The 23,546-nt window shown below is 31.4% G+C and carries 21 protein-coding genes and 1 riboswitch; of the genes, 19 read left to right on the top strand and 2 right to left on the bottom strand.

All coding sequences use genetic code 11. The annotated features are described in order from the left end of the window. Positions 1 to 6 precede the first annotated feature (6 nt). The 4 genes from KGNDJEFE_RS08790 to buk are packed head-to-tail and all read left to right on the top strand — an operon-like array spanning position 7 to position 3,376. Positions 7 to 546, top strand: a complete 540-nt coding sequence (locus KGNDJEFE_RS08790; RefSeq protein ID WP_006439070.1) for a 3'-5' exonuclease — start codon at positions 7 to 9, stop codon at positions 544 to 546. A gap of 41 nt (positions 547 to 587) precedes the next feature. Continuing rightward, positions 588 to 1,802 (top strand): transglycosylase domain-containing protein, encoded by a 1,215-nt coding sequence (locus KGNDJEFE_RS08785; RefSeq protein WP_006439071.1) that lies wholly within the window; start codon positions 588 to 590, stop codon positions 1,800 to 1,802. Positions 1,803 to 1,841: 39 nt separating this feature from the next. Continuing rightward, on the top strand, positions 1,842 to 2,258 hold the full coding sequence (locus KGNDJEFE_RS08780; protein ID WP_006439072.1) for a DUF3785 family protein: 417 nt from the start codon (positions 1,842 to 1,844) through the stop codon (positions 2,256 to 2,258). A 53-nt stretch (positions 2,259 to 2,311) separates the two neighbouring features. After that, positions 2,312 to 3,376: a butyrate kinase gene (buk, locus tag KGNDJEFE_RS08775; RefSeq protein ID WP_006439073.1), complete on the top strand. Its 1,065-nt coding sequence runs from the start codon at positions 2,312 to 2,314 to the stop codon at positions 3,374 to 3,376. Positions 3,377 to 3,447: 71 nt separating this feature from the next. On the opposite strand, the gene KGNDJEFE_RS08770 is transcribed toward buk, so the two are convergent. After that, positions 3,448 to 4,902 carry a carbon starvation CstA family protein gene (locus KGNDJEFE_RS08770; RefSeq protein WP_006439074.1) on the bottom strand — a complete coding sequence of 485 codons (1,455 nt, stop codon included), beginning with the start codon at positions 4,900 to 4,902 and terminating at the stop codon, positions 3,448 to 3,450. Positions 4,903 to 5,563: 661 nt separating this feature from the next. Between KGNDJEFE_RS08770 and nadA the strand changes: the two genes are divergently transcribed. From nadA to grdD, 12 genes are all read left to right on the top strand, one after another. Next, entirely contained in the window at positions 5,564 to 6,484 is a 921-nt protein-coding gene (gene nadA, locus KGNDJEFE_RS08765) for a quinolinate synthase NadA (RefSeq protein WP_006439075.1), read from the top strand. Positions 6,485 to 6,501: 17 nt separating this feature from the next. Next, positions 6,502 to 7,809 (top strand): L-aspartate oxidase, encoded by a 1,308-nt coding sequence (locus KGNDJEFE_RS08760; RefSeq protein ID WP_006439076.1) that lies wholly within the window; start codon positions 6,502 to 6,504, stop codon positions 7,807 to 7,809. After that, positions 7,787 to 8,623 carry a carboxylating nicotinate-nucleotide diphosphorylase gene (gene nadC, locus KGNDJEFE_RS08755; RefSeq protein ID WP_006439077.1) on the top strand — a complete coding sequence of 279 codons (837 nt, stop codon included), beginning with the start codon at positions 7,787 to 7,789 and terminating at the stop codon, positions 8,621 to 8,623. Before KGNDJEFE_RS08760 ends, nadC begins: the two co-directional genes overlap by 23 nt. Before the next feature lie 64 nt (positions 8,624 to 8,687). Beyond that, the gene (locus tag KGNDJEFE_RS08750; protein ID WP_006439078.1) at positions 8,688 to 10,379 is read left to right on the top strand and encodes a M3 family oligoendopeptidase; all 1,692 of its coding nucleotides are present in this window, start codon (positions 8,688 to 8,690) and stop codon (positions 10,377 to 10,379) included. A 349-nt stretch (positions 10,380 to 10,728) separates the two neighbouring features. After that, positions 10,729 to 10,834, top strand: a riboswitch (glycine riboswitch). A 98-nt stretch (positions 10,835 to 10,932) separates the two neighbouring features. Then, positions 10,933 to 11,307, top strand: coding sequence for a GrdX family protein (locus KGNDJEFE_RS08745; RefSeq protein WP_040410196.1), 375 nt, complete (start codon positions 10,933 to 10,935; stop codon positions 11,305 to 11,307). Positions 11,308 to 11,481: 174 nt separating this feature from the next. Further along, positions 11,482 to 12,432, top strand: a complete 951-nt coding sequence (trxB, locus tag KGNDJEFE_RS08740) for a thioredoxin-disulfide reductase (RefSeq protein WP_040410197.1) — start codon at positions 11,482 to 11,484, stop codon at positions 12,430 to 12,432. 101 nt (positions 12,433 to 12,533) lie between these two features. Continuing rightward, positions 12,534 to 12,851, top strand: a complete 318-nt coding sequence (gene trxA, locus KGNDJEFE_RS08735) for a thioredoxin TrxA (RefSeq protein WP_040410274.1) — start codon at positions 12,534 to 12,536, stop codon at positions 12,849 to 12,851. A gap of 73 nt (positions 12,852 to 12,924) precedes the next feature. Continuing rightward, a complete protein-coding gene (locus KGNDJEFE_RS08730; RefSeq protein ID WP_006439082.1) occupies positions 12,925 to 14,211 on the top strand; it encodes a glycine/sarcosine/betaine reductase component B subunit in 1,287 nt (428 codons plus the stop codon). 102 nt (positions 14,212 to 14,313) lie between these two features. Continuing rightward, complete coding sequence (gene grdA, locus KGNDJEFE_RS08725; RefSeq protein ID WP_083780535.1) at positions 14,314 to 14,790, top strand: glycine/sarcosine/betaine reductase complex selenoprotein A; 477 nt, start codon at positions 14,314 to 14,316, stop codon at positions 14,788 to 14,790. A gap of 18 nt (positions 14,791 to 14,808) precedes the next feature. Then, positions 14,809 to 16,116: a glycine reductase complex selenoprotein B gene (gene grdB / locus KGNDJEFE_RS08720; protein ID WP_083780536.1), complete on the top strand. Its 1,308-nt coding sequence runs from the start codon at positions 14,809 to 14,811 to the stop codon at positions 16,114 to 16,116. A 300-nt stretch (positions 16,117 to 16,416) separates the two neighbouring features. Continuing rightward, a complete protein-coding gene (gene grdC / locus KGNDJEFE_RS08715; protein WP_006439087.1) occupies positions 16,417 to 17,949 on the top strand; it encodes a glycine/sarcosine/betaine reductase complex component C subunit beta in 1,533 nt (510 codons plus the stop codon). 10 nt (positions 17,950 to 17,959) lie between these two features. Next, positions 17,960 to 19,108 (top strand): glycine/sarcosine/betaine reductase complex component C subunit alpha, encoded by a 1,149-nt coding sequence (gene grdD / locus KGNDJEFE_RS08710; RefSeq protein ID WP_006439088.1) that lies wholly within the window; start codon positions 17,960 to 17,962, stop codon positions 19,106 to 19,108. Positions 19,109 to 19,306: 198 nt separating this feature from the next. On the opposite strand, the gene KGNDJEFE_RS08705 is transcribed toward grdD, so the two are convergent. Next, positions 19,307 to 20,809: an IMP dehydrogenase gene (locus tag KGNDJEFE_RS08705; RefSeq protein WP_148881835.1), complete on the bottom strand. Its 1,503-nt coding sequence runs from the start codon at positions 20,807 to 20,809 to the stop codon at positions 19,307 to 19,309. 330 nt (positions 20,810 to 21,139) lie between these two features. On the opposite strand from KGNDJEFE_RS08705, the gene KGNDJEFE_RS08700 reads away from it, so the two are divergent. From KGNDJEFE_RS08700 to KGNDJEFE_RS08690, 3 genes are all read left to right on the top strand, one after another. Beyond that, a complete protein-coding gene (locus KGNDJEFE_RS08700) occupies positions 21,140 to 21,715 on the top strand; it encodes a xanthine phosphoribosyltransferase (RefSeq protein ID WP_006439090.1) in 576 nt (191 codons plus the stop codon). Between the two features lie 212 nt (positions 21,716 to 21,927). After that, positions 21,928 to 23,187 (top strand): IS91 family transposase, encoded by a 1,260-nt coding sequence (locus tag KGNDJEFE_RS08695; protein WP_170239660.1) that lies wholly within the window; start codon positions 21,928 to 21,930, stop codon positions 23,185 to 23,187. Between the two features lie 87 nt (positions 23,188 to 23,274). Next, positions 23,275 to 23,502 carry a hypothetical protein gene (locus tag KGNDJEFE_RS08690; protein ID WP_118549764.1) on the top strand — a complete coding sequence of 76 codons (228 nt, stop codon included), beginning with the start codon at positions 23,275 to 23,277 and terminating at the stop codon, positions 23,500 to 23,502. Positions 23,503 to 23,546 lie beyond the last annotated feature (44 nt).

Raw genomic sequence — 23,546 nt, 5'->3', positions numbered from 1 at the left:
GATATTATGGAGCAGATGAGCCTTTTTGGAAATGACGAGGTATTTATAGTAGTCGACCTTGAAACAACAGGTCTTAATCCATTTGAAGGAAATGAAATTATAGAGATAGGTATTACTGAGATAAGAAATGGAAAAATAGTTAGAAGTTATAGTAGATTTGTTAAACCAGAACAGGAAATACCGCCATTTATAACAGAGCTTACAGGTATTTCTAATGAAATGGTTGCAAATGAAGATACTATAGAACAGGTACTTCCTAGATTTAGAAAGTTTATAGGAAGTAATACAATAATTGCACATAATGCAAAATTTGATATTAAGTTTTTGAATTACTATCTAAATAAGCTAGGTCTTGAGGAAATTAAAGATTATATATGTACTTTAGAATTATTAAAGAAAGTTAGCTCTTATGGAGGAAAGAATAAAAAATTAGCTACAGCATGCGAATATTATGGTATAGAAAATAAAAATGCACATAGAGCAAGTAGTGATACTCAGGCAACTGCTGAGCTTTTCTTAAAGATAAGAGATAAAGTTGACAAGTAATATAGATTAATTTTGGGGTTGATATATTAGGAGGAAATTTAATGTTCAACAACAGCAATGAAAATAAGGTAAGAAGAAGGAATGTGTCTTCTAGTGGAGGGAGTTCCTCTAATAGAATAAGAAGACCAGACAATTCTTACGATGAAGAAAGATTAAGAGAAAATACCAAATCAAAGCCATTATTTGAGAGAACGGCTAATGATGATTTTAAAAGAGGAAATACTGGTAAATCTGCACTTTCTAGAAAAAATGGAGAGAGATTGCAGCCTAGAAGTAACCGAGGACAAAATAACAGGGAAAATCTTAATAATAAAGAAAAAGAATATGATTATAGTATGCTTCCTTCTGAAAGAAAGAAGAGAGCTAGAGAGAATGCTAATGTTTCTAATTCTAGAATGAATGATAGTAGAAATTCTGTTTCTGATGATGTTAAATTCAACTATGGTGCTAGAGAAAAAGAGAGAGAATCAAGTCGAGATAGAGAAATTATTAAAAAGACTAGAAAAAGTAGTAAGAATAAGAAGAATAAGAAAAAGGAAATAAAAAGTAAAGTATTCTACTATGTGAGCAGAATAGTAGCAATGCTTCTTGTTTTATGTATTGTGGCAGGGGCTTGTGGTATAGGATATGCTAAGTATGTTACAAAAGATATGCCTGAAGTTACTGCAAAAATGGTACATGAGAAGTACATTTCGTCTAAAGAGGTACCTATAAAAGATATGCCTAAAAACCTGAGAAATGCAATAGTGGCTATTGAAGATGAGAGATTCTATAAACACGATGGTGTTGATAAAAAGGCACTTGCAAGGTCACTTATTCATAACATATTGACTGATTCAAGACAGGGCGGAAGTACTATAGAAATGCAGCTTTCAAAAAACTTATTGACTAGTTCAGAAGTTTCTATAAAGAGAAAGATAATGGATATGTACAATGCTGTCGGAATGAATAGAGTTATGAAAAAAGATGAAATTTTGGAAGCTTATTTGAATAATATCTATTTTGGACAAAATGCATATGGTGTTGCTGCAGGTGCAGAGTTGTACTTTGGAAAGAATGTAAAAGATTTAGATTTAGCAGAATCGGCGATGTTAGTAGGTATTACAAATAATCCTAAGATTTATAGTAATTATAGTGCAGCTAAGACTAGACAGAAGATTATTCTTAAAAAGATGTATGAGCTTGGATATATAAAAGAGGCTCAATACAAAGAGGCGGTTGCTGAAATGGTTCATTTTAGAAGTGAAATAGAATAAATTTTATAAAATTTTTTGAGATATTTTTTGGAGGTTATTATGGAATATAAATTTAATTGCGATGGTAGAGAATATGTTTTAGACTCTGAAAAATGCAGTGAATTTTTCAATGATGAGGAAAAAGAAGTAAGCGGATTTTCTGTTGAAGAAGCTATGAGATTAGTTTCTGAAGCTGAAGATGTAGAATTTGCAAAAGAGTATTATCAAGAAGCTTGCCCTGATTGTATGGCAGGTGTTAAAGAAAAACAGAAATTCTTTGCTTTTTATGAATATCATTTCTATATTTTCACTAAAGATGGAAAATATGTTATAAGTGATATAGATAAAGAATATAAAGGAAACTCTTTCAATAAGCTTAGTAGAGCAGGAGAAGTTGATGATAGCTATATAGTTAGCATAATAGTGTGTGCTGAATGTGGAGAATATATAGTTCAGGTTGAAAACTGTGAAGTATAATAATTTAATATTTTAGTATTCAATAAATTATAGTGTATGAGAGGTAATAGGTTATGAAGTTTAGAGTTTTAGCGATAAATCCAGGATCGACTTCAACTAAGGTTGCAGTTTATGATGATGATAATTTAATAATGAGCGAGTCAATTGCACATTCTTCAGAAGAGCTTTCAAAATATAAATGCAATATGGATCAGTTAGAAATGAGAACTGAAGCTATAGAAAAATTGCTTGAAGAAAAAGGGATAGATGTAAAAAGTTTAAATGCTGTAGTTGGAAGAGGTGGGGCGCTTCCACCAGTTAAATCAGGTGCGTATAGAGTAAATGATTTGATGATTGATACTCTTAAAAATAGACCAGTATTAGACCATGCTTCAAACTTAGGGGCTGTTATAGCTAAGTCTATAGCTGATTCTGTAGAAATAGATTCATTTATTTATGATTCTATTTCTGTTGATGAGATGAGTGATGTGGCAAGAATATCTGGTTTAAAAGACTTTGAAAGAACTAGTATGGGGCATGCTTTAAATACTAGAGCAATGGCTTTAAAATATGCTAAAGATAAGGGATTAGATTATAAAAGTTTGAATCTAATTGTTGCACATGTTGGTGGAGGAGCTACTGTTTATCTTCATGAACATGGTCAGATGAGTGATATGATTTCTGATGATGAAGGGCCATTCTCACCAGATAGATCTGGTAGAGTTCCTTGTATAGCTTTAATAGAAGAATGTTATGAAAATAAATTTAGCTTATACGATATGAAAAAGAAGATAAGAGGTAAAGGTGGTATATACTCTTACCTAAATACAAACGACCTAAGAAAAGTTGAAGAAATGATATCAGATGGAGATAAATATGCTGAAATAGTATACGACGCAATGGTTTATCAGATGGCTAAGGCTATTGGAGAGATGGCGACAGTTGTAGATGGGGATGTAGATGCTATCATTGTTACAGGTGGAATAGCACACTCTAATATGTTTACAAGTAAGCTTAAGAAAAAAATTAAATTTATTTCTCATGTAGAGATTATGCCAGGAGAAAATGAAATGGAATCTTTAGCATTTGGTGCTTTAAGGGTATTAAAGGGAGAAGAAACTGCTAGAGAATTTAAATAAAGATAATAAAAAAGACTATGCAATTTGCATAGTCTTTTTTATATTAATTATTAGTTATATCATGATTAAGATTAAGCTAATCTTTCACCATCAACTGTATTTTTACCTTTTTTAATAACTAAGGCTGCGTATACAATTGCTAATACAACCCCACCTATGTAAGCTATATTCATTGGTAATCTGAATCCTATCTGAGCATTTAAGATGTATGCAGATATGATGAATACATAGAACATACCTGGTATAAGTGACATTATGTAGTTTTTCTTATTAGATAATAAGTAAACTGTTATCATAGCAAATGCGAAACAAGCTATAGTCTGGTTAGCCCATGCGAAGTATCTCCATAATACGTTGAAACCTTCTGCATTTGATTTAGCGAATACTAATATAGCTGCAACTGGTACGAATATACAAGCTGATAATGTGAATCTGTTTTTCTTCTTAGTCTGGTCGATGTGAAGTGCATCACCTATCATAAGACGAACAGATCTTAAAGCTGTATCTCCTGAAGTTATAGGAAGAACTATAACACCAAGTATTGCTATAAGTCCACCAACTTTACCAAGTAAGTCATTAGCAACTATACCGATAACATCTGGAGAACCAATCTGTTCTGGAGCAACAAGACCTGGAGCATTGTAAACACCCATTGCTGCTGCTGACCATATCATAGCTATTAAACCTTCAAGAATCATCATATCGTAGAATGTGAATTTACCTTCTCTTTCATTTGTAACAGATCTAGCTATTAAAGTAGCCTGAGTTGAATGGAATCCTGAAACGATACCACAAGCAACTGTTACGAAGAATATAGGAAGTATTGGTAATCCCTGAGGATGAACACCCATCCAGTTTTCAGCTGTTAAAGGAGTTAAATCGTATCCTTTTACAAATATACCTATACCAACACCTATAGCTGATAATAGAAGTATTATACCAAATATAGGATAAACTCTACCTATTATCTTATCTATTGGGAATAATGTAGCTGCTAGATAGTAAGCAAATATAGCACCGTAAACAATCCAAACAACTGGGTTAGATATAACTGACTGCTGATGAAGTATCTGAGTAACAACTAAGTCCCCTGGAGTGTAGATGAAAACTGCACCAACTAGTATCATTAAGAAGCAAAGGAATACGTTGTATACATTATATACACCTTTTCCTAAGTATTTTCTTATTATACCTGGCATCTGTTCACCGTTATTTCTTAAAGATATCATACCACTCATGTAGTCATGCATTGCACCACCAAGAACGCAACCTATTGGTATTAATATGAACGCTATAGGTCCAAATAATATACCCTGGATAGGTCCAAGGATAGGTCCTGTACCTGCTATGTTAAGTAGCTCGATTAGTGCGTTCTTCATTTTTTTCATAGGAACGAAGTCAACACCATCTTCAAGAGTTATTGCTGGAGTAGGTCTATCATCTGGTCCAAATACTTTTTCACAGTATTTACCATAAACCATACCGCCAACTAGAAGCATTACTAGTCCAATTATGAATGCTGTCATTGTAAAACACCTCTTTTAATATAAAATTTTTATAAGAGTTGTATTTTATGTTAAATTTAAAATAAAGTTAAAACAAAAAATAAATATAGTTGATAAGAAATCAACCAAAAAATTTATAATTTCGGTACAAAAATACAATTAATGAAATTTAACATTGTATACAAAACTCTTTATATATAGTATACAACTATAAAATATCATAATCAAGTGTGAAAAATATGCGATAATATCAAATAAAAATAAAGAAATTAATGAAAAAAATAAAGTAAAGAAAGAGTAGTTAGGAAAAGCTTTTTTTATTTTGAGTCAATGTGAAAAAATAACTTACTATAAAAATGTTAAAAAAGTTACAGATTTATGATAATTAAAAATGATAATTTATTTATATTCGATAGAAAAAATATATGATTAGATTTATTAAAAAATATAAAAATAGCTAAAAATAAATATAATGATAAAAAAATAACAAATAATAAAATTTTTAAATCATTTGAAAATGATAGAATTTCTATCAAATATGTTAAAAATTTCTTTATCATTGAAGAAGATAAAGTATAATGCTATAATAATTTTGAGTTATAATTAGAAAATAAAAAATAAAATCGTAAGATTGTCAAAAAAGCTAGATAAAAAAATAACAAGAAAGTGGTGTACAAATAACATGAACGAAAATTTAGTAAGCAAAATTAAAGAGCTTAAAAAAGAGAGAAATGCTATAATATTAGCTCATTTCTATCAGCCGCCTGAAATACAGGCGATAGCAGATGAAGTAGGAGATTCTTATTATTTAAGTGAAATAGCTAGAGATTGTAAGGAAGAAGTTATAGTATTCTGTGGAGTTAAATTTATGGGAGAAAGTGCAAAAATACTTTCACCAGAAAAAACTGTACTTATGCCTGTGAAGAACGCTGGTTGTGTAATGGCAGATATGGCTAGCGAAAAGGCTGTTATAGAAATGAAAGAAAAATATCCAGAAGCATTAACAGTATGTTATATAAATTCAACTGCTGATGTTAAAGCTCATTGTGATGTGTCTGTTACATCATCAAGTGCTTTAAAAATACTAGGCAATGTTGAAAATAAACAGATATTATTCTTACCTGATAGAAACTTAGGTGGATATATAGCAGAACATTTCCCAGAAAAAGAATTTATACTTTGGGATGGATGTTGTACAATTCACGATAGAATAAAAGAAAGTGAAGTAACTGAGTTAAAAGAAGCTCATCCAAATGCAAAGGTATTAGTTCATCCAGAATGTAGAAAAGAAATAAGAAGTATGGGAGATTTTGTTGGAAGTACTTCTGGAATAATAAAATATGCTACAGAAAATGAAGCTAAAGAATTTATAGTAGCTACAGAAGAAGGAATATTATACGAGCTACAGAAAAAAAATCCTGATAAAAAATTCTATTTCCCAGGAGGAAATGGTGCAATACAGTGTGGTGATATGAAAAAGACTACATTAGAAAACTTATATAATACTTTACTAAATATGGAAAATGAAGTTATAGTAGAAGAAAATGTTAGAGTTAATGCTTTAAATTCACTACTTAATATGCACAAATTATCAGAGGGATAAAAAATCGAGGGATAAAAATGAAATTAGAAAAAGATGTTTTAATTGTGGGCAGTGGAGTAGCTGGACTTTACTGTGCTCTTAATTTAAATCCAGAACTAAATGTAACAGTAATATCTAAATCAACTATGGACAATAATAATACATATCTTGCTCAAGGTGGTATATCTACTGCATTAAATGAAGAGGATATTAAACCATTTGTAGAAGATACTATGAAAGCGGGAAGATATGAAAATAGAGAAGAGGCTGTTCAGGTATTAGCTGAAGAGTCTATTGAAAATATATCTCAGATAGTTGAAGAATATGGTATGCCACTTGATATGGAAAATGGAAAGATAGATTATACTAGAGAAGGTGCTCATAGAGTAAATAGAATAGTTCACTGTAAAGATAATACAGGTGAAATAGTATTTAAAACTCTTTATAAATCAGCTCTTACTAGAAAAAATATAGAAATGATAGAAGATGCAACTCTTCTAGACATAATAACAGAAGATGGTAAATGTATAGGAGCTAGAGTATTCAAAGATGGAGAAGAGGATCATATATTTGCTAAAGATGTAGTCTTAGCTTGTGGAGGAATAGGTGGATTATTCAAAAACTCTACAAACCAGAGACACTTAACAGGAGATGGTATAGCTATAGCTCTTAAAAATGGAGTTGAAGTAGAAAATCTAAACTACATACAGATACATCCAACAGCATTCTATGAAGAAAATTCAAACGGAAGAAGAATGCTTATATCTGAATCTTTAAGAGGAGAAGGTGCTCTTCTAAAAAATAAAGATGGAGAAAGATTTGTTGAAGAATTATTACCAAGAGATGTTGTATCTCATGCTATATTTGAACAGATGAAAAAAGATGGAACTGATTATGTATATCTAGATGCAAGACATCTTGGAGAAGAGTATTTAAAAAATAGATTTACATTTATATACAATGGATGCTTAGAAAGAGGTACTAATATAGGTACAGATTTAATAAAAGTATCTCCAGCGCAGCATTACTTTATGGGAGGAATCCATGTAGATCTTAATTCAAAAACTACTATGGACCATCTATATGCAGTAGGAGAAGTAAGCTGTACAGGAGTGCATGGTGCAAATAGACTAGCAAGTAACTCATTACTTGAAGGTTTAGTATTTTCAAAAAGAGCAGCAAATGATATAAATTCACATATAAAAGATACAGAACTTGTTACTAAAGAAATTCCAAATCTTGAAGTTTCTGTAGATGAATTAATGAAAGAAAATAAAAAGAAAGTTATTGATGAAATAGTTAGAATTAGAGAGGATTTCGATTATGAATTATTTGATTGTAGATAAGATGATAAGAGAAGCCCTTATAGAAGATATTCCAAATGAAGATATAAGCACTAATTCTGTAGTTGGTGAAGAATCTAAATCTACAGTAGACCTTATATGTAAAGCAGATGGAGTTATAGCAGGGCTTGGAGTATACAAAAGAGTTTTCGACATACTTGGAGATGTTGAGATAGAGTTCTTTGCAAAAGATGGAGATAAAGTACATAATAAACAGTTATTAGCGAAATTAACTGGAAGTACTAGAAATCTTTTAATGGGAGAAAGAGTTGCACTAAACTATCTTCAGAGAATGAGTGGTATAGCAACTATGACTAGTAAATTTGTGGAAAAATTAGAAGGAAGTAATACAAAGTTATTAGACAGTAGAAAAACTATTCCTAACCTTAGAATATTAGATAAATATTCAGTTAAAATGGGTGGAGGTAATAACCACAGAATGAATTTATCTGATGCAGTAATGCTTAAAGATAACCATATAGGAGCTGCTGGCGGTGTAAAAGAAGCTATAGAAGCAGCTAGAAACTATGCATCTTTTGTTACTAAGATAGAAGTTGAAGTTGAAACTTTAGATATGGTTAAAGAAGCTGTAGAAGCTGGAGCAGATATAATAATGCTAGATAATATGGACCTTGAAACTGCAAAAAAAGCTTTAGAGATAATAGATCATAAAGCAATAGTAGAGTTTTCAGGAAATGTTACATTAGATAACATAGAAGAAATAGGTAAAATAGGTGTAGATGTTGTATCTTCAGGAGCACTTACTCATTCAGTAAAAGCACTTGATATAAGTATGAAAAACTTAAAAAATATATAATTTATATATAAAAAGATAGCTGTATAGGATAATTCTTATACAGCTTTTTTTGAGAGGTGGTAAAATGAAATTTTCAGAATATAAATATGAAAGACCTAGTTTTGATGATATTAATAAAAAAATAGTATTGTTAATAGATGAGATGAAAAAAAGTAATGATTTTGAAGAATTTGATAAAAATATAGTTGAGATAAATAAAATAAGAAATCATATCGAAAGTATGAAGACACTGGCGTCATTAAAATATAGTATAAACACACATGATGAAAGTATATCACTGGAAAATAAATATTGGGATGAACGTGGTCCAGAATACAAAAAAATAGATAAATTATTCTATGAAGCTATTGTAAATTCTAACTTTGAAAAAGAAATAGAACAAAAGTATGGGAAACATTTTTATAAACTTGTTGAATTTAGTTTAAAGGAATTTTCGGAAGATATAGTTGAAGAATTAAAAATAGAGAATAAACTTTGCTCTGAGTATACAAAGTTATTGGCATCTGCAAAAATATTATATGAAGGTAAATATAATAATTTATCTCAAATGAATAAGTATATGTTATCGGATAATAGAGAAGAAAGAAGAAAATCATCAGAACAGTTTTATAACTATTTTGAATCGATTGAAGACAAATTTGATTCTGTTTTTGATGAATTGGTTAAGGTTAGAGATAGGATAGCTAAAAAGCTAGGATATGATAACTTCGTAGAGCTAGGATATATTAGAATGAAAAGAACTGAATACAATGAATCAGATGTAGTTAAATTTAGAGATGAAGTTAGGGAAAAGTGGATTCCCTTAGTTTATGAATTTAATAATCAAAAGAAAAAAAGACTTGGAATTGAGGAATTAAAATATTACGATGATGATGTTGAATATCCAGGGTGGAATATGGAGCCTGAAACAGATTATGATGAAACTATAGAAGCAGCATCAAAAATGTACCATGAATTATCTAAAGAAACAGGAGAATTTTTTGATTTTATGGTAGAAAATGGATTTATGGATTTAGAAACAAAAGAATCTAAAGGTTTTGGAGGATATTGTACATACATACCAGAAATAAAAGCACCGTTTATTTTTTCAAATTTCAATAAGACTTTTGATGATGTAGATACATTAACTCATGAAGCAGGACATGCATTCCAGCTATATATGTCTAGAAATATAGATATGCCTGAGATAAATTTCCCTACACTTGATTGTTGTGAAATCCATTCAATGTCTATGGAGCTTTTAACATGGCCTTGGATGAAGTTATTTTTTAAAGATAATGATGAAAAATTCAAAAGAACTCATATGGCAACTATTGTTAGGTTAATTCCTTATTGTATGATAGTAGACGAGTTTCAGCATATTATATATAAAAATCCTGAACTTACACCATTAGAAAGAAAATCAGAATGGAGAAGGTTGGAAAAGATATATACTCCTTGGAAAGATTATGATAAAAATGATTTTTTAGAAAAAGGTTGTTGGTGGTTTAAGCAAGGGCACATTTTTAAAAATCCGTTTTATTATATAGATTATGCGCTTGCTGAAGTTTGTGCACTTCAAATATGGTCTGATATGGAAGAAGATTATGATAGAGTTTTGAATAGTTATATGGAAATTTGTAAAGATGCAGGAAAAAGATCTTTTGTAGAAACTGTTGAAAAAGGAAATCTCAAATCCCCATTTGAAAAAGGATGCTTAGATAATATTATAGAAAAAATCTATACGTGGAGTATTGGTAAGGTATACAAAAAATAATGATTTGGAATAGTGAACTTAAAGTATATTAAATATCAAAAAAATAAATATATTGGTACGAAATACAATATAAATTTTAAAATATATATAGAAAATAAAATAAAATAGATAAAAAGAACCAAAAAATAAAAAAAATATGACTAACAACTTTAAAGGTGGATTAAAGATGTAAGTAGTTAAAGTTAAGTATATAACTAACTTTTATAAGTTGTTAGAAAAATATGTGAAAAATATTTGAAAATTTAATAGAAAAAAATTAAAAAAAAGACTTGATATTTGTATCGAAAATTTATATACTTAACTTAACAAATATAGAGACAGACAAAAAACAAAAATTTTATAATTCTGGATGAAGCGTATAGGAGACTTCCTTAAATGGGGACCGAAGGTACAAATGTTTACTATTACCCGATAGTAAATGTGAAATTCTCAGGTGAATATACTATATGGCGGACAGATCTCTGAAGATGAATTTTGACAGGGAAGACAAATTGGGAAATTTGTTTTCTCTGTTTTTTTGTTTAAAGTTTCTAGGATGAAAGAGAGTGTAAAGATGTTTATAGTAACAAATAATTCTAAAATAAAAGAAAGTTTTCCTGAAAAGGATGTTAGACTTATTGATACATCTTACATAGGTGTTCTTGAAGAATGTAGAAAATATATTCATAAAGGATCTAAACTACTTTCACACCCACTTTATGGAAGTGTAAAACCTAATGAAACTCCTTACAGAACAGTTATAATGGCTGAGGGAGATGGATTAGATTATCAATCAGTAGAGCTAATAGAGGATGCAATTAACACAGCTTCTAAGTTCCAAAATGATAAAAAAACTCCTAACTGGATAGAAAGTGTAATGGATGATTTTAGAGTTATAGATTTAGATATAATGACTAATACAATCTCGAGAATCCAGTATGAGTATTAGAATGAATAGTATTAGATTTATATTTTCGGAAAACATTTACAAAAGCATTTGTATCATAGGAAAACATTTTTCGGTAATAACTACTAGTAATTACTATTCGAAATTATAATATTGTTTTAAATTTTGAATTTTAAATTAATAAAAGATTTATATTTCAATCAGGAGGATGACGAAATGGAAAATTTATATGACATAGTCATAATCGGTGGAGGACCAGCTGGACTAGCAGCCGGAATATACGGAGCTAGAGCTAAAATGAAAACTTTAATATTAGAAAAAACTAAAAACGGTGGTCAGATAGTTATAACTCATGAAGTTGCAAACTATCCTGGATCTGTTGAAAATGCAAGTGGTCCATCTTTAACAGCTAGAATGGTTCAGCAGTGTGATGAATTCGGTGCTGAAATAAAAAGAGATGGTATAGTTGAAGTTCAGCTTGAAGGAGATATAAAAGTATTAAAAGGTGAAAGTGGTACAGAATATAGAGCTAAAGCTGTTATAGTAGCAGCTGGTGCTAGCCCAAGAAAAATAGGATGCCCAGGAGAAGCAGAATTCACTGGTAAAGGTGTTTCTTACTGTGCAACTTGTGACGCTGATTTCTTTGAAGACTTCGAAGTATTCGTAGTTGGTGGAGGAGACAGTGCTTTAGAAGAAGCTATGTACTTAACTAAATTCGCTAGAAAAGTTACAATAGTTCACAGAAGACAGGGATTCAGATGTGCTAAGAGTATAGAAGAAAAAGCTAGAAAGAACCCTAAAATAGAATTCTTACTAGATACAGTAGTTGAAGAAATAAAAGGTGATGGAATACTAGAATCTGTAGTATTCAAAAACACAGTTACTGGAGAAACTCATGAATATTTCGCTGATGAAGAAGATGGAACAATGGGTGTATTCGTATTCATAGGTGTTATAGCTCAGACTGATTTATACAAAGGTATATTAGATATGGACGAACAGAACTACTTATTAACTGACGACCATATGAGAACTAACATACCAGGTGTATTCGCAGCTGGTGACTGTAGACAGAAACCTTTAAGACAGGTTGTAACTGCAACAGCTGACGGTGCAATAGCAGCAACTCAGGCTGAAAAATATATAGAAGAACACTTCGCTGAATAATCAGTAAAATTTAAAAAATATTAATAATAAAAAAGCATATACTCTGGAAGCCTTTTGGCTTCCAGGTAAAATAAATAAAAAAATTGGAGGAACAAAAAATGATGTTAGCATTAGACAAAGACACATTCGCAACAGAAGTATTAGAAGCAGAAGGATATGTATTCGTAGATTACTGGAGTCAGGGATGTGAACCATGTAAAGCTTTAATGCCAGAAGTACATGAATTAGCTGAAAAATACGCTGCAGGAATGAAATTCTGTGAAATGGACATAACAAAAGCAAGAAGACTTGCTATAAAACAGAAAGTTTTAGGACTTCCAACATTAGCTGTTTACAAAGACGGAGAAAAAATAGACGAAGTTACTAAAGATGATGCAACAATAGCTAACATAGAAGCTATGATCAAAAAATACGTTTAAGAGCCTATTATTAGCTTTTAATTAATTTATTTTAAAAGGTTAATTTTATACAAATTTTTATGGGAGGTGCGTTATGCGTCTTGAATTAGGAAAAATCTTTATAAAAGATGTTCAGTTTGGTGAAAAAACTGAAGTTAAAGATGGTGTTTTATTCGTAAACAAAGAAGAGATGCTACAGGAAATAGGTGGAGATGAACATATCAAATCAATAGATATAGAATTAGCTCACCCAGGAGAAAGCATAAGAATAACACCAGTTAAAGATGTTATCGAACCAAGAGTTAAGGTAGAAGGTAACGGAGGAGTATTCCCAGGTATCATATCTAAAGTTGATACAGTTGGTGAAGGTAGAACTCACGCATTAAAAGGTGTTGCTGTAGTTACAACTGGTAAAATAGTTGGTTTCCAGGAAGGTATAGTAGACATGACAGGAGAAGGAGCTAAATATACTCCATTCTCAAAATTAAACAACGTTGTTGTTATAGCTGAACCAGTAGATGGTTTAAGACAGCATGATCATGAAAAAGCTGTTAGAATGATAGGATTCAAAGCTGCTGCTTACTTAGGAAAAGTTGCTAAAGAACTTACTCCTGATGAAGTATCTGTATATGAAACTAAACCATTATTCGAACAGGCTGCAGAATATCCAGAACTTCCAAAAGTTGGATATGTTTACATGCTTCAGACTCAGGGACTATTACACGATACTTACGTATACGGTGTAGATGCTAAACAGATAGTTCCAACAATACTTTACCCAACAGAAGTACTTGATACTGCTATAGTAAGTGGTAACTGTGTTTCTGCATGTGACAAAAACCCAAGTTATGTACACATGAACAACGGTGTAATAGAAGAATTATATGCTCAGCACGGAAAAGAAATAAACTTCATGGGTGTTATAATAACTAATGAAAATGTTTACTTAGCTGACAAAGAAAGATCTTCAAACTGGTCTTCAAAATTATGTAAATACCTTGGATTAGATGCTGTTATAGTATCTCAGGAAGGTTTCGGTAACCCTGATACAGACTTAATAATGAACTGTAAAAAAATAGAAATGCAGGGTGTTAAAACTGTTATAGTAACAGATGAATATGCTGGTAGAGATGGTGCTTCTCAGTCATTAGCAGATGCAGACGTTAGAGCAAATGCTGTTGTAACTGGAGGAAATGCTAACCAGGTTATAAACTTACCTAAACTTGATAAAGTTATAGGACATATAGAATATGTTGATGTAATAGCAGGTGGAGCTGCTGGAGCATTAAGACCAGACGGAACTATAGAAGTAGAAATCCAGGCTATAACTGGTGCTACTAACGAAACTGGTTTCGGATATTTAACTGCAAAAGGATATTAATCAATATCTAAAGAAATTAAAATCAACTTTACAGTATAGACTGTAAATAAAAAATAAAAATATAAAAAATAATAAAGAAAAATTTAATTTAGGAGGACTATTATGAGCGTACTTGAAAATAAAAAGGTCATGATAATAGGCGACCGTGATGGTGTGCCAGGACCTGCAATAGAAGAATGTGTTAAAACAGTTGACAGCGCAGAAGTTATATTCTCAGCAACAGAATGTTTCGTCTGAACAGCTGCTGGGGCTATGGACTTAGAAAATCAGAAGAGAGTTAAAGATGCTGCCGATAAATTCGGAGCTGAAAATCTTGTGATATTACTAGGTGCCGCTGAAGCCGAAGCTGCAGGTCTTGCAGCAGAAACAGTTACAGCAGGAGACCCTACTTTTGCTGGACCTTTAGCAGGTGTTGAATTAGGATTAGCAGTATACCATGTTGTTGAAGAAGAAGTTAAAGAATTATTCGACGAAGAAGTTTACGAAGAACAGGTTGGAATGATGGAAATGGTTCTTGAAGTAGACGAAATAGCTGACGAAATGAAAGAAATAAGAGACGAATATTGTAAATACAATTAATTCTAGGAGGACAATGAAATGGCAATAAAAGCAGTTCATTATGTAAACCAGTTCTTCGCTGGAATCGGTGGAGAAGAAAAAGCTGATACTAAGCCACACGTGGCAGAAACTTTACCTCCTATAAGCGTACAGCTTAATAGTAAATTAGGTGAAGATATAGAAGTTGTTGCTACAGTTGTTTGTGGTGATAGTTACTTCGGTGAAAATATGGATGAAGCAAGTGCAGAAGTACTTGAATTAATAAAAAGTTTCGAACCAGAATTATTCATAGCTGGTCCTGCATTCAATGCTGGTAGATACGGTGTTGCAGCAGGTACAATAACTAAAGTTGTTAAAGAAGCTTTAAATATACCTTGCTTAACAGGTATGTACATAGAAAACCCAGGTGCAGATATGTTCAAAAAAGACTTATATATAGTTGAAACAGCAGACTCTGCAGCAGGAATGAGAAAAGCACTTCCAAAAATGGCTAAATTAGCTCAGAAATTAGCTAAAGGAGAAGAAATAGGTTCTCCAGCTGAAGAAGGCTACATAGCTAGAGGAGTAAGAGTTAACTACTTCGCAGAAGATAGAGGATCTAAGAGAGCAGTTGATATGCTTATCAAGAAAATAAAAGGTGAAGAATTCGTAACTGAATATCCAATGCCTGACTTCGATAGAGTAGATCCTAACCCAGCTGTAAAAGATTTATCTAAAGCTACAATAGCATTAGTTACTTCTGGTGGTATAGTTCCAAAAGGAAACCCAGACAGAATAGAATCTTCTTCAGCTTCTAAATACGGTGAATACTGCTTAGACGGTGTAATGGATCTTACTGAAGAAACTTACGAAACTGCTCACGGTGGATTCGACCCAGTTTATTGTAACGAAGACTCTGATAGAGTTTTACCAGTAGACGTTTTAAGAGATTTAGAAAAAGAAGGCGTAATAGGAAAATTACACAACTACTTCTACTCAACAGTTGGTAATGGTACTGCAGTTGCAAGTTCTAAAAAATTCGCAGCTGAATACGCTAAAAAATTAGTTGAAGCTGGTGTAGATGCAGTTATACTAACATCTACTTGAGGTACTTGTACTCGTTGCGGTGCAACTATGGTAAAAGAAATAGAAAGAGCTGGACTACCAGTAGTACACATGTGTACAGTAGTTCCAATATCTTTAACAGTTGGAGCTAACAGAATAGTTCCTACAATAGCTATACCTCATCCTTTAGGAAATCCTGCTTTAACTCATGAAGAAGAAAAATCTTTAAGAAGAGGTTTAGTAGAAAAAGCATTACACGCATTAACTGTAGAAGTTGATGGACAGACAGTATTTGAAGACTAGTCTATAAAAGCTAATAATACTTTGAAATAATAGATTTCGTGGATGCTTTCGGGCATCTGCGAAATCTATAATAATATTAAGAGAATTATATTAAGATTTTTTTATTTTTAAATTATTTATATATGACTAAGATGTATATATTATAAAATGTATTGAATTCAATTATTTGAACTTACATTATAAAAAATAGATAAAAAAGCAAAAAATTTTGCTCTAATGATTTTGAAAATAATTAATTTTATTAATTATAAATAAAATTTTTATCATAAACAAACAATAAAATAGCGGGGGTGCCGAAAAATGACTTTTCCAGTATTTAAAAGTGCAGGATATGTACTAGTTCATACACCAGATATGATAGTACAGAATGGTAGTACATGTGTAGTAGAAAGAGCTACAAATCCAGACTCTGATTTCCTAAAAGAAGTAGGAAGCCATATAAGAAGCTACGAAGATGTAGTTAACTATATGCCAAACCAGGTTTATATAGGAAACAATAGACCAGAAGAATTAAACGATATGCCTTTACCTTGGTGTGAAACAAAAGTTGAAGGAAAAAGAGAAGGTAAAATGGGTGAAATAATGCCTCAGGACGAATTCATAGCTTTAATGCAGATATGTGACGTATTCGACTTAGTTGAATTATCAGAAGAATTCGTTTCAGAAGTAAAACCTAAAATAGAAGCTAACTACCCTGAACTAGCTCCTTTCATGGACAAATTAAAAGCTTGTGATATATCAAATGCAGAAGAATTAATAGCTTCTCATGCAGCAGAAGTTTTAATGCATGAAGGAAAAATGGTTGGTTACGTTAGAGCAGCTCATGACGTTGACGTTAACTTAAACGCTCATACAATGTTCGAAAACTTAGTTGTTAAAGCTTCAGGTGTATTAGCAGCTTTACATATGTTAAGACATTCTTCAGTAGACAGAAAAGAAATAGGATATGTTATAGAATGTTCTGAAGAAGCTTGTGGAGATATAAACCAGAGAGGTGGAGGAAACTTCGCTAAATCTATAGCTGAAATGGCTGGAATAGAAAATGCAACAGGATCAGATACTAGAGGTTTCTGTGCAGGACCTACTCATGCATTAATACATGCAGCAGCTCTTGTAAAAGCTGGAATATACAAACACGTAATGGTAGTAGCTGGTGGAGCAACTGCTAAATTAGGTATGAATGCTAAAGACCACGTTAAAAAAGGTCTTCCAGTATTAGAAGACGTTGTTGGAGGATTCGCAGTACTTGTATCTGAAAATGATGGTGTTAGCCCAGTTATAAGAACTGACTTAGTTGGTAACCACACTGTTGCTACAGGATCAGCTCCTCAGGCTGTTATGGGTGCTTTAATAGCAGAAGGAATAGACAAAGGAAACTTAAAAATAACTGATATAGATGTATTCTCTGTAGAAATGCAGAACCCAGATATAACTAAACCAGCTGGTGCAGGTAACGTACCAGAAGCAAACTACAAAATGATAGGTGCTCTTGCTGTTAAACGTGGAGACTTAGAAAAGAAAGAACTTAAAAACTTCATAGCTGAACACGGACTACCAGGTTGGGCTCCAACTCAGGGTCATATACCATCAGGTGTTCCTTACATAGGATTTATGATAGATGACTTAACAACTGGTGACAAAAACAGAGCTATGATAGTTGGTAAAGGAAGTTTATTCTTAGGAAGAATGACTAACTTATTCGACGGTGTATCTGTAGTTGTTGAAAGAAATAATGGTGTGGAAGAAGAAACAGCTGGTGTTTCTAAAGACGAAATCAAAAAAATAATAGCTGAAACAATGAAAAAAATGGCATTAGATATGGTGCAGGAATAGGGGTGAAATTATGTCATCAAAAAATATAATAGCAGATGTATTCCTAGAAGTAGCTAATGCAATAGAAAGTGGAGACTTCGGACCTAAAGTAAGAATAGGTTTAACAACTCTTGGAAGTGAACACGGTGTAGAAAACTTAGTTAAAGGTGCTGAATTAGCTAAATCAAAATTATTTGATATAGTTTTAATAGGACCAAAAGTTGACACTGACCTTGAAATAGTTGAAGTAAACGAAGAATCTGAAATGCATAAAAAAATGGAAGAACTTCTAGACAGCAAATACATAGATGCATGTGTAACTATGCACTATAATTTCCCAATAGGTGTTTCTACAGTTGGTAGAGTACTTACTCCAGGTAGAGGTAAAGAAATGATACTTGCTACTACTACAGGAACAAGTGCAACTAACAGAATAGAAGCAATGATAAGAAATGCTGTATACGGAATATCTGCAGCTAAATCAATAGGTATAAAAAATCCTAAAGTAGGTATATTAAACGTTGATGGAGCTAGACAGGTAGAAAAATTCTTAAAAGAATTACAGTCTAACGGATACGGAATAGAATTTGCTGAATCTATGAGAGCTGATGGAGGATGTGTAATGAGAGGTAACGACCTTCTTGCAGGTACTCCAGACGTAATGGTTACTGATACATTAACAGGAAACCTATTAATGAAAGTATTCTCTTCATTCACAACTGGTGGAGACTTCGAATCTCAGGGATTCGGATACGGACCTGGTGTAGGTGAAGACTACGATAGAAAAATATTCATAGTTTCTAGAGCATCAGGATCTCCTGTTGTTGCTAATGCATTAAAATATGCATACGAAGCTGTTCTTGGTAACGTAAGTGACGTTGCAAGAAATGAATATGCAGATGCTAAAAAAGCTGGCTTAGATAACATAATAGCTTCTCTAAATGCTAAAAAAGAAGACAAAGGTGAAGCTGAAGAAGTTAAAATGCCAGACAAAGAAGTTGTAACTCATCAGATAGCTGGTGTAGATATAATGGAACTTGATGATGCTGTTGCAGCATTATGGAAAAAAGGTATATATGCAGAAAGTGGAATGGGATGTACTGGACCAATAGTTTTAGTAAATGAAGCTAAAGGTGAAGAAGCTGCAGCACATCTTAAAGAAGCTGGTTTCATAGCATAGTACTATAAAAACTTATAATATTCTTAGATAAAAACTGGATTATAAAGAGGTTATTACAGATAAATGTAATAGCCTCTTTTTTTATTTGTAATTTTAATGGGTTTATACAGAAATTAAACAACAAATAAGCTACAATAAAAGCAAAATAAAAAGGAGTAGATTTCTCTACTCCTAAATTACTATATATTAAAATACATCTTATAAGTTTCTATTGTCTTTTAGTAAAACGTCGTGTGCTCCACCTTCTACTATACTTGTAGCAGAAACTAGAGTTAATTTAGCGTTTTTCTGTAATTCTGGTATGCTAAGAGCACCACAGTTACACATAGTAGATCTAACTTTAGCTAAAGAAGCATTTACGTTGTCTTTTAATGAACCAGCATATGGTACATAAGAGTCAACACCTTCTTCGAATGAAAGTTTTTTATCTCCACCAAGGTCGTATCTCTGCCAGTTTCTAGCTCTTGCAGAACCTTCACCCCAGTATTCTTTCATATAGCTTCCGTTTATATTAACTTTGTTTGTTGGAGATTCATCGAATCTAGAGAAGTATCTACCAAGCATAACGAAGTCAGAACCCATAGCAAGTGCTAATGTTATATGATGATCGTAAACTATACCACCATCTGAACATATTGGTATATAAACACCAGTTTCTTCAAAGTATTTATCTCTAGCAGCTGCAACTTCTATAACTGAAGTAGCCTGTCCTCTACCGATACCTTTCTGTTCTCTTGTTATACATATAGAACCACCACCGATACCGATTTTTATAAAGTCTGCACCAGCTTCTGCAAGGAATCTAAATCCTTCTTCGTCAACAACGTTACCAGCACCAACTTTTACAGTATCACCGTAATGTTCTCTTATCCAATCTATAGTAAGTTTCTGCCATTCAGAGAAACCTTCAGAAGAGTCTATACATAATACGTCTACACCAGCTTCAACAAGAGCAGGAACTCTTTCTGCGTAGTCTCTAGTATTTATACCAGCACCAACAACGTATCTCTTAGAATCATCTAATAATTCAAGAGGATTTTCTTTATGAGAAGCGTAGTCTTTTCTGAATACTATATATACTAATTTTCCTTCATCATCAACAACTGGAAGAGAATTTAATTTATTATCCCATATTATGTTGTTAGCTTCTTTTAATGTAACATCTTTAGGTGCAGAAACTATCTGATCTAATGGAGTCATGAATTCAGATACTTTTGTATCTAATTCCATTCTGCTAACTCTGTAGTCACGGCTAGCAACTATACCTAATAATTTACCATGAGCTGTTCCATCATCAGTTATAGCAACTGTAGAATGTCCAGTTTTTTCTTTTAATGCAAGTATATCAGCTAGTGTACTATCTGGAGTAAGGTTTGAATCACTTTCCACAAAACCAGCTTTGTAAGATTTAACTCTAGCTACCATAGCAGCCTGATCTTCTATTGACTGAGAACCGTATATGAAAGATATACCACCCTCTTTAGCAAGTGCTATTGCCATGTTGTCATCAGAAACTGCCTGCATTATAGCAGAAGTCATAGGTATGTTCATTGATATTGGTGATTCTTCTTCACCTTTTCTAAATTTTACTAATGGTGTTTTTAAACTAACATTAGCAGGTATACAATTAGCTGAAGAATATCCTGGTACTAGTAGGTATTCACTAAAAGTATGAGATGGTGTTTCAAAATAATATGCCATTTCTTAAGTCACTCCTTATATAATTTTTATAAATGTAAATATATTTTTTGTTATAAGTCAAAAAAAGACACTTGTATGGAACTACCAAACCTGTATCTTTTATAAATTGATTCAGATAATAATTATTTCTTTAAAGTTTAACATTAAAACGCAAAATAGTCAATATTTATAAGAACAATTGTTGATTTAAACAAGAAAATATTCGCATAATTTTATAATATTTATTGAAGAATTTCTTGCAATAATATATAATTGAATATCATATAAATTAAATGAATAAAAAAATATTTATATTAAAAATAAAAAATTATAATATGGAGGTATATAGAGATGGAATTATTAAAAAATAAGATATTAAATGAAGGTGGAGCAAAAGGTACTGACATAATACAAGTTGGAGCTTTTCTTAATCATCAGTTAGATATAAACCTTCTTAATGAAATAGGAAAAGAATTTGCGGAAAGATTTAAAGATATAGAAAAAATAGATAAAATAGTTACTATAGAAGCATCAGGAATAGCAATAGCGTCTATAGCATCTCAGTACTTTAATAACGTTCCAGTTGTATTTGCTAAGAAAACAATGTCTAATAATATGGATACTGATGTATATGAAACTTCTGTATACTCATACACTAAACAGAAAGAGTACTCTGTAAGAATAAACAAACAGTATCTAAATAAAGGTGAAAGAGTAATAATAATAGATGACTTCCTAGCTAAAGGTGGAGCTGTAATGGGATTAAAAGATCTTATAGAACAGTCTGGAGCCATACTAGAAGGTGTAGGAATAGTAATAGAAAAAGCATACCAGGAAGGTAGACCTATATTAGAAGCAAATGGAATAAGAATAGAATCTCTTGTATCTGTAAAATCTATAAAAGATGGAGAAATAGAATTCAACTAATATTAATTATAATAAGAAAAGAATGATAAACAATTAAATATTAGTAAGTTGACAAAAGTAAATATTGCAAAAGAAAAAATAATTAAAAAAAGTAAAAATTAAAATTGTAAAAATAAAAGAAAAAAGAATCAGAAATAAAGTCTGATTCTTTTTTTATTCCTAAGGAAATTATAATAATTTAAAACTGTGGAAAACTTATGTACAATAGTAATATGAATGTATTGAAAAAACAAAAAGATGAAAAAATCATTAAGAAAATATTAAAAAATCACTTTGAAGAATTCAAACTAAAATATTGGAATAAAGTTAGAAGAGAAATGAGGGATCAGATAGAAAATACTGTAATAAAGGCTTTAAATTGTGGAAATATAGAAAAAGGATATATAAAACATAAATGTATAGACTGTGGAGAGGAGTATATTCAAGGGTTCACTTGTAAAAGTAAGTTTTGCACAAAGTGTGGAAGAAAATATTCTATGGAATGGGCAGAAAAACAGGTAGAAAATATTCTTGATGTTTCTCATAGACATGCAGTTTTCACAATTCCAGAGGAGTTAAGAGTCTATTTCTACAGAAAGCGAGAGCTTTTAAAAGATTTACAAGATGCTACATATAAGGTATTAGATAGTTTTCATAAAAAGAAAACAAAGGGAGATTATGAATTAGGGGTAATTGCTGTAGTACACACTTTTGGTGGAGATTTAAAATGGAATCCTCACATACATGCCTTATACACCGAAGGTGGAATAGATAGAAATAATAAGTGGTTTAAAAAATTAGATTTCATACCGTATACATATATGAAAAAAGTATGGCGAAAGTTGGTACTAGATATAATAAAAAACAACTTTAGAGATAGAAAAACTAGAAATTTGATAAATAAGTTATATAAGAAAGAATTCTATGTAAATGCAGAAAGACGTTTAACTAATATAAAACAGGCAACTCAATATATAGGTAGATATTTGGCTAGACCAGCTATCGCTGAGTATAGAATAATTAATTACGATGGGAAAAATGTAACTTACTGGTATGAAAACAAAAAACCTAAGGGAAAAAGAGAAATAACTGTAAATGTATTAGAATTTATAGGTAAAATAACCCAACATATTCACCCGAAGGGTTTTAGAGTTGCAAGAAGATACGGTCTATATTCAAGAGTAAAAAATAAATTAAGCATAGAAATATTGAAATTATATAATTTTATGAGACACAGAAATATATCTAAGCTGATAAAAAAGAAGAATACAGTAAAGAAAAATTTTAAAGATAGATTGATAGAATCATTTGGAGTAAATCCTTATATTTGTAAAAAGTGTGGAAAAGACATGATTCTATGGGAAATATGGCATTATAAATATGGATTAATATATAATGTACTAGATAAATCAAATTATAAAAGAATAATCTACGAAGAAATTATAGAAAAAGAAATTTCTTTGAATACAACAACACAAAAAGAATTATTTTAAAAGTCTATTAAATAGGCTAGCTTTGCTATACTCAAATATAAATAATAGTGTATAATTAGTGTAATTAAAATTATTAGGAGAAATAGTATGCTAAAAGAATTAGAAGAAATGAGTAAAGGACAAAAGTTATACAATTATGAATGTAAGTCTTGTGGATTTGAAAAAGGAGTACCAGAATTTATATTAGAAGAACTAAGACAAGATGCATTCTTTTCATTGGGAGCGATAGCTTCGCTAAATGAAAAAAATATGCCAGAATTAATTTGTCCTAATTGTGGAGCTAAATTTGAATACAAAAAAACTGACGACCGTTAGGTGTCAGTTAAAGGTACTGTCACAAGAACACCTTTTAAAGGTGT

It is taken from the genome of Peptacetobacter hiranonis, assembly GCF_008151785.1.
GTDB classification, from domain to species: domain Bacteria; phylum Bacillota; class Clostridia; order Peptostreptococcales; family Peptostreptococcaceae; genus Peptacetobacter; species Peptacetobacter hiranonis.
Note: the sequence above shows the minus strand (reverse complement) of the source record. Positions and strands in the feature narration are given on the sequence as shown.